This window comes from Flavobacterium sp. (genome assembly GCF_043779715.1).
Taxonomy (GTDB): domain Bacteria; phylum Bacteroidota; class Bacteroidia; order Flavobacteriales; family Flavobacteriaceae; genus Flavobacterium.
Genome location: NZ_JAYWDT010000218.1, coordinates 1 through 6,237 on the forward strand (window position 1 = coordinate 1; position 6,237 = coordinate 6,237).

Annotated in this window: 9 protein-coding genes; 5 read left to right on the forward strand and 4 right to left on the reverse strand. The window is 31.9% G+C overall.

The window, feature by feature from the left end; translation table 11 throughout:
• The 3 genes from rmuC to ACH2BG_RS10635 form a co-directional block, all read left to right on the forward strand.
• Positions 1-1,241 (forward strand): DNA recombination protein RmuC (gene rmuC, locus ACH2BG_RS10625; RefSeq protein ID WP_395047670.1); only part of this gene is annotated, 1,241 nt, incomplete at its 5' end.
• 5 nt (positions 1,242-1,246) lie between these two features.
• The gene (locus ACH2BG_RS10630; RefSeq protein WP_395047671.1) at positions 1,247-1,615 is read left to right on the forward strand and encodes a 6-phosphogluconate dehydrogenase; all 369 of its coding nucleotides are present in this window, start codon (positions 1,247-1,249) and stop codon (positions 1,613-1,615) included.
• Between the two features lie 2 nt (positions 1,616-1,617).
• Positions 1,618-2,166, forward strand: a complete 549-nt coding sequence (locus tag ACH2BG_RS10635) for an acyl-CoA thioesterase (protein WP_395047672.1) — start codon at positions 1,618-1,620, stop codon at positions 2,164-2,166.
• On the opposite strand, the gene ACH2BG_RS10640 is transcribed toward ACH2BG_RS10635, so the two are convergent.
• From ACH2BG_RS10640 to ACH2BG_RS10650, 3 genes are read right to left on the reverse strand one after another with little or no spacing between them, the layout of a single operon-like run.
• Complete coding sequence (locus tag ACH2BG_RS10640) at positions 2,163-3,005, reverse strand: DUF5777 family beta-barrel protein (protein WP_395047673.1); 843 nt, start codon at positions 3,003-3,005, stop codon at positions 2,163-2,165. The two genes, ACH2BG_RS10635 and ACH2BG_RS10640, sit on opposite strands and share 4 nt — an antisense overlap.
• 10 nt (positions 3,006-3,015) lie before the next feature.
• Complete coding sequence (locus tag ACH2BG_RS10645; RefSeq protein ID WP_395047674.1) at positions 3,016-3,753, reverse strand: T9SS type A sorting domain-containing protein; 738 nt, start codon at positions 3,751-3,753, stop codon at positions 3,016-3,018.
• A gap of 4 nt (positions 3,754-3,757) precedes the next feature.
• Entirely contained in the window at positions 3,758-4,288 is a 531-nt protein-coding gene (locus ACH2BG_RS10650; protein ID WP_395047675.1) for an ankyrin repeat domain-containing protein, read from the reverse strand.
• Between the two features lie 109 nt (positions 4,289-4,397).
• On the opposite strand from ACH2BG_RS10650, the gene ACH2BG_RS10655 reads away from it, so the two are divergent.
• Positions 4,398-4,760, forward strand: coding sequence for a c-type cytochrome (locus ACH2BG_RS10655; RefSeq protein ID WP_395047676.1), 363 nt, complete (start codon positions 4,398-4,400; stop codon positions 4,758-4,760).
• Positions 4,760-5,302 (forward strand): YceI family protein, encoded by a 543-nt coding sequence (locus tag ACH2BG_RS10660; RefSeq protein WP_395047677.1) that lies wholly within the window; start codon positions 4,760-4,762, stop codon positions 5,300-5,302. The genes ACH2BG_RS10655 and ACH2BG_RS10660 overlap by 1 nt, the downstream gene beginning before the upstream one ends.
• A 2-nt stretch (positions 5,303-5,304) precedes the next feature.
• Here the strand turns inward: ACH2BG_RS10660 and ACH2BG_RS10665 are convergent.
• Positions 5,305-6,237: ion channel (locus ACH2BG_RS10665; protein WP_395047678.1), on the reverse strand; the 933-nt coding region annotated here is incomplete at its 5' end.

Sequence of the window (6,237 nt, forward strand, 5' to 3'; positions counted from 1 at the left end):
TAGAAGAAAAATTAAATGGATTAAGAGAACAATCTCTAATTGAGAAGATTTCTTTCGAGAAAAATTTACTTCAAATGAATACAGAAAAAGAACAAATTCGTACCGAAAAAGAAGTTGCAAACATTCAACTTGCAAAAAAAGAAGCCGATTTCGATTCTCTTTTAGAAAAAAACAAAGACCAGAAACAAGAAGTCGAGCAATTACAAGAAAAATTCACCAAAGAATTCGAGAATCTTGCCAATAAAATTCTAGAAGAAAAAACAAACAAATTTACCGAGCAAAATAAGGAGAATATGAAAAATATTCTTTCTCCATTACAAGACAAAATTCTTCATTTTGAGAAAAAAGTAGAAGACACACACAAAGAAAGCATCGATTATCATGCGGCTTTACGTCAGCAAATATTAGGATTAAGCGAAATGAATGCTCAAATGAGTAAGGAAACGTTAAACCTTACTAAAGCATTGAAGGGTGATAGCAAAATGCAAGGGAATTGGGGCGAATTAGTCTTGGAACGTGTGTTAGAAAAATCAGGATTAGAAAAAGGTCGCGAATACGAAGTACAGCAAAGTTTTACAACCGCCGAAGGGAATCGTGTTTTTCCAGATGTCGTGATTAATTTACCTGATGGCAAGAAAATGATTGTCGATTCTAAAGTAACTTTAACCGCTTACGAACGTTATATAAATGAAGATAATGACGATTTAAAATCACAACATTTAAAAGATCATGTACTTGCTATAAAACGACACGTAGAACAACTAGGCGACAAAAATTATCATGATTTATATCAGATAGAAAGTCCAGATTTTGTACTTTTATTTATCCCAATGGAACCCGCTTTTGCGTTGGCACTAAACGAAGATACTACTTTGTATAATAAAGCTTTCGAGAAAAATATTGTAATTGTTACACCATCAACATTATTAGCTACATTGCGTACTATTGACAGTATGTGGGCAAACCAAAAACAACAAGAAAATGCATTAGAAATTGCCCGTCAGGCAGGTGCTTTGTATGATAAATTTGAAGGTTTTGTGTCCGATTTAATAAAAATTGGTAAAAAAATTGACGAAAGCAAAATAGAATATTCTGGCGCTATGAATAAACTTGTAGAAGGAAAAGGAAACTTAATTACAAGTGTAGAAAAATTGAAAAAAATGGGCGCAAAAGCAAAAAAAGCTTTACCCGAAAACATTATAAATAGAGCCGAAACAAACGAGAACAATCTTTTAAACTAAACATTATGTTACGAAAAATAATTTTTATCTTACTTACAACCATCATTTTAGGAATTACTAGTTACTTTACTTTTTTATATTACGCAACGTACAGTGAAGGTGTTCGTTCTGGCGAATTAATAAAAATAAGTAGTAAAGGAATGATTTTTAAAACCTATGAAGGCGAATTGAGCCAAGGAATATCAGGAGCTAAAATTTTTACTTTTTCGATATTAGATAAAGATGAAAAAGTAATTGAAGAAATGAAAAACATGCAAGGTCAGTATGTAAAAGTGACTTATGTAGAACGATACAAAACTTTTCCTTGGTGGGGAGATACAAAATATTTTGTAACCGAAGTACAAAAAGAAAAATCACCACATCTTAATAGATAAATATGAATACTGTTTTCAAAACCGTAAAAGCATCAAAAGTTACTATTTCTGAATTGATGTTGCCTTCACATACTAATTTTTCGGGCAAAATACATGGTGGATATATTTTGTCTTTATTAGATCAAATTGCTTTTGCTTGTGCGTCAAAATTCTCAGGAAATTATTGTGTAACTGCTTCGGTAGACACTGTCGATTTCTTAAATCCTATAGAAGTTGGGGAATTAGTAACGATGAAAGCTAGCGTAAATTATGTAGGGAAAAGCTCCATGATTATTGGCATTCGTGTGGAAGCAGAAAATATTAGAACTGGTGTTATAAAACACTGTAATTCTAGCTATTTTACCATGGTTTCTAAAGATACTAATGGCAATAATGCATTGGTTCCAGGACTCATTTTATCAAATAATGATGAAGTTCGTCGTTTTTATAATTGTATAAAAATGATTGCTATTAGAAAAGAAAAACAAGAACATGAGGAAATTTTTGATTTCAAATCTGAAGAAGCAATATCAAACCTAAACAAATATAATGTTCAGGTCACTATTTCTTAAAAAACTCGTGCTAAATTAAAACCAAAAAAGATATCTCCTTTGCTCCAACTACCAGTTGTATTTCCTAAAAATCCAGCTTCGTGCATTCCTTGTGAATTTGTAAAATGCATCTGAAAAACGTGTCCACCAGTTTCAATATCAACACCTACTGAAAGCGGATTATTATATATAGATGTTGGTGTTCTGTTCAAATGAGCTGCATAATCCATATTTAACGAAACACGCTTCGATAATTTGTATCGACCACCAAAACCTAAAGCAAACTGGCTATTATCTTGAAAATCATTAACCACAAAATTTTCATGAAAATAAGTTGGCGCAAATTCTAACGATAACTTATCCGAAAACTTTCTTGAAACCAGCAACTGATTTACATAAACCATTCTGTTACTAAACTTCATTTTGGGATAAATTGATTGTTTTAGTAAATTATTAAATCCTAAACTATTGAAACCAACGATTGTAAACGGAAAACCATCTTGAACCTGCGATTTTAATAAATACTTTGCCGAAAAATCATACGCTTGTTCACTTCTTCCCGCAGCTAAATTAAATTTATCTGAAATACCATAAATAAATTTAATTTGAGTAACGGCATTATCTAATCCAAAAAAACCGTCTATTCCGTCTTTTACAGATGCAAAACGATGGGCAATAACGAAATACAATTCTTTTTTGCCAAGCAATTTAGTCGACTCGAGATTTACAATTTTCATCGCTTTAAACGCTGCTGATACTTTCTGATTTGTTTCTGTCGAATCTATTTGTGAAAGTAAATCGTCCTGAGCAAAAATTATTTGTGAAAAACTAAGGAGTATTAGTAAAAGTAGGTTTTTCATAAACATCTCTTTAGTTTACAATGATTTTTTTCCAAGATTTGTCATTTGCGTTTAATAATTCCAGCAAATAAACACCTGATGACAAACCATTAATAGTAACCTCAACAGCATCTGAATCATTTATCATAATTGTTTTTACGAAAGCGCCAACTTGCGAATACAGATTTATTTTATCTAAACCTGATTTAGTTTTTATCATAAAATCTCCGTTTGATGGGTTTGGGTAAATTTGAGTCGCATTTAAAGAAAAGTCTTCGATGCCTAAAGCCGTTCTGGTTAGCGTTTCAAAACCACGCTCACTTAAGCCTCCATGATAAGCTAAAACAGTAGAAGTGCCTTGATTGTAAATTATATTTATACTTGAACTATCATTCAAAAAAGTAAAATCTCCAGAAGATACTAAAGGTCTGGTGGCAACAACAGTCCTAGTAACTCCTGAAACATTATCTGAAACAATCGTCCAACTTTGTGATGCATCAGCCGAAGGAGTTGATTGGCCTCCTGAAGGAGTATAATCTCTATTTGCGGTTGAATTCCAGATAAACATATCCGTAACCGTTGACATCGTGCTTCCTCCAAAACCAATTCCTAACCATGAGGTATTTGAACCTGTTAGTGTCATTGTTGCTGTTGTAGCGTTTGTATCTATTTGTAAAGTTCTTGTTCCAGTTAAACTAATAACTCCTGTTGTAAACTGTCCAAAAGTGCTAACTCCTACAAATAATAATAAAAAAGTAATTTTTTTCATGTTTTTAGTTTTTAAGTTGGTTTATAATTTCTTGATTTCCTGAAAACACAGCAAACTCGAAAGCAGTTTTACCGTCTTTGTCTTTGTGTGTCTTATCTGCTTTATATTTTAACAATAAACTCATAATGTTAGTATTACCGAACATAGCAGCATAAATAAGTGGAGTCGTTCCATTACTATCAGCAATATTAGGATTCGCATTATTTTCTAATAATAATTTCACCAGTTCTAATTGCCCTTTATAAGTTGCTGCCATAATAGGTGTGCCCATATCACTCGACGTGTCAATAGTTTTACTCTTTTCTATTAAGAATTTTGCAACTGCCACATTTCCTTTGTAGCAAGCTAATATTAGGGGTGTAAAACCATTTTCATTTTTAGTATTTATTACCTCGGAGTCTTGATTTATTAATGCTCTTAAATCTTCAACAGTTCCTGAACGTGCTACATTAAAAACATCATTTTGCGAGAATACATTTGCTGAAAAAGCAAAAAAGACCACTAGTGACAAAACAATTCTAAAAGGAAATTTCATTTTATAAAACAATTTATAACAAATTTAACAATATTAATCCGAAAATTTATTTATTTTTATATAAATTTTAACATTAAATACCAAATTGTTTAACTTAAGTTTTAATTAAATGAATATAAAGCTTTTTGTCATAATAGTCCTGTTAACAACATTGTCATCTTGTAACAACGATAGCACATCTGATCTTACAACACCCACAAATAATACAGTAACAATAAAATACAGTACAGATATTGCATCAATTATAAACAGTAATTGTTTAAATTGTCATGCTTCCCCTCCCATTAATGGTGCGCCAATGCAACTTACTACTTACGATGATGTAAAAAATGCAATACTCACGAGAGGATTAATAGATAGAGTTTCTAGAGCTCAGGGCTCGGGTGGCATGATGCCAGATGCAGGAACAAGATTACCACAAGCAACTATCGACAAAATTATAAAATGGCAAACTGATGGATTTGTAAACTAATGAAAAACACACTTATCACATTCGTCCTAATCTTGATGAGCCATTTTGCAATTGCTCAAGATAAAATTTTAACAAAAACTGGTCAAATTATTTTTGAGGCTTCTGTGCCGTCTTTTGAAGAAGTAAAAGCAACCAATAAACTTTCGGCTTGTGTCCTGAACACAAAAACGGGAGATATCGCTAGTGTGGCTATGATAAAAAGTTTTAAGTTTAAATCATCTTTAATGCAAGAACATTTTAATGAAAACTACATAGAGAGCGACAAATATCCGAAAGCCATTTTCAAAGGGAAAATTGAAAATTTCGATGCATCGAAACTAACCAGTCAAAAACAAGAATTTATTATAAATGGCACAATAGAATTACACGGAAAATCTAAAAACATTTCGGTTGTTGCAAAGATTTCTAAAAACGAGAACACTACTAATATAGTTTCCAATTTCACTTTAAATACTGATGATTTTAATATTGATTTACCATTCCTTATTAGTAGTAAAGTATCAAAAAAAGTACAAGTTAATTTAGATTACAAATTGCTTTAAAATCACATCTCAATTTGTTCGAATGAATTCAATTTATCTATATGAATGACTGTTTTTGTGTTGTCGTTACTATGCTCGAACATTTGTAAAAATTTAGCTCCGTAAACAATTTCTTTAAAAATATAGGATGTCCTAATCGCCACTGTATTGCTAAACATTTCGTCGAAAGCTTTTAAAAATACTAAAATCTCACCTTTTTCATTAACAAAATCTTCTTTAGTATATTCGTACAATGGGCTTTCTTCTGTAATATGATGCACTAATGTCCAGCTTAATGTTAAGAAATTTACAGTGCTATACTCTAAAGCTAAAGGAAAAAATCTATTTACAGGAACTCCATTTTCCTCGACTGTCATGGCTAGCGTTAGTTTTGCTTCGGCATCAGTCAAATTTGTGTTTTTGTAAGAAGCGATACGAATCATTAGTGCTTTTCCGCCTTGAAAAGGGGCAATTATTGCATTTTCTGAGAATTTCAGATGCGCCTCAGGTTTACTAAATCTTCCGTACAACAAACCAGTTGCCAGTGCAAATCCTAAAAGCCCAGTTAGTGCTTCAGTTGCTGCAATTGCGCTTGTTAAAAATCCATTAGGACTTATATGACCATATCCTACTGTTGTAAATGTTTGTGCGCTAAAAAAATAAGCTTGACCAAATTTTTCGATTTCAGAACTAGCAACAATCCCGTTCAGATGTTCAACCCCAATAAAATAATAAATGGAAGCAAAAACAAAATTAATCAAAATAAAAACAGAGAAAATTATCATTTGAAATTTCCATGCTGGCAACCGCAACAGCGTGTGAAACCAACTAATTTGATCAAAAAAAGGCAAACCGCTTCTTTCGATATTAGCGTAACCATCTTTAGCCAAAAATCTTCCCCCATAATTGGCAGCATTGGTTCCAAAACCAGTTTGGTTGTCTGTTTTAAGATTTTT

Bases quoted from the DNA above. Each gene is read 5' to 3' on its own strand.
- ACH2BG_RS10630 (WP_395047671.1), top strand. From the start codon at position 1,247: ATGTTACGAAAAATAATTTTTATCTTACTTACAACCATCATTTTAGGA.
- ACH2BG_RS10635 (WP_395047672.1), top strand. From the start codon at position 1,618: ATGAATACTGTTTTCAAAACCGTAAAAGCATCAAAAGTTACTATTTCT.
- ACH2BG_RS10640 (WP_395047673.1), bottom strand. From the start codon at position 3,005: ATGAAAAACCTACTTTTACTAATACTCCTTAGTTTTTCACAAATAATT.
- ACH2BG_RS10645 (WP_395047674.1), bottom strand. From the start codon at position 3,753: ATGAAAAAAATTACTTTTTTATTATTATTTGTAGGAGTTAGCACTTTT.
- ACH2BG_RS10650 (WP_395047675.1), bottom strand. From the start codon at position 4,288: ATGAAATTTCCTTTTAGAATTGTTTTGTCACTAGTGGTCTTTTTTGCT.
- ACH2BG_RS10655 (WP_395047676.1), top strand. From the start codon at position 4,398: ATGAATATAAAGCTTTTTGTCATAATAGTCCTGTTAACAACATTGTCA.
- ACH2BG_RS10660 (WP_395047677.1), top strand. From the start codon at position 4,760: ATGAAAAACACACTTATCACATTCGTCCTAATCTTGATGAGCCATTTT.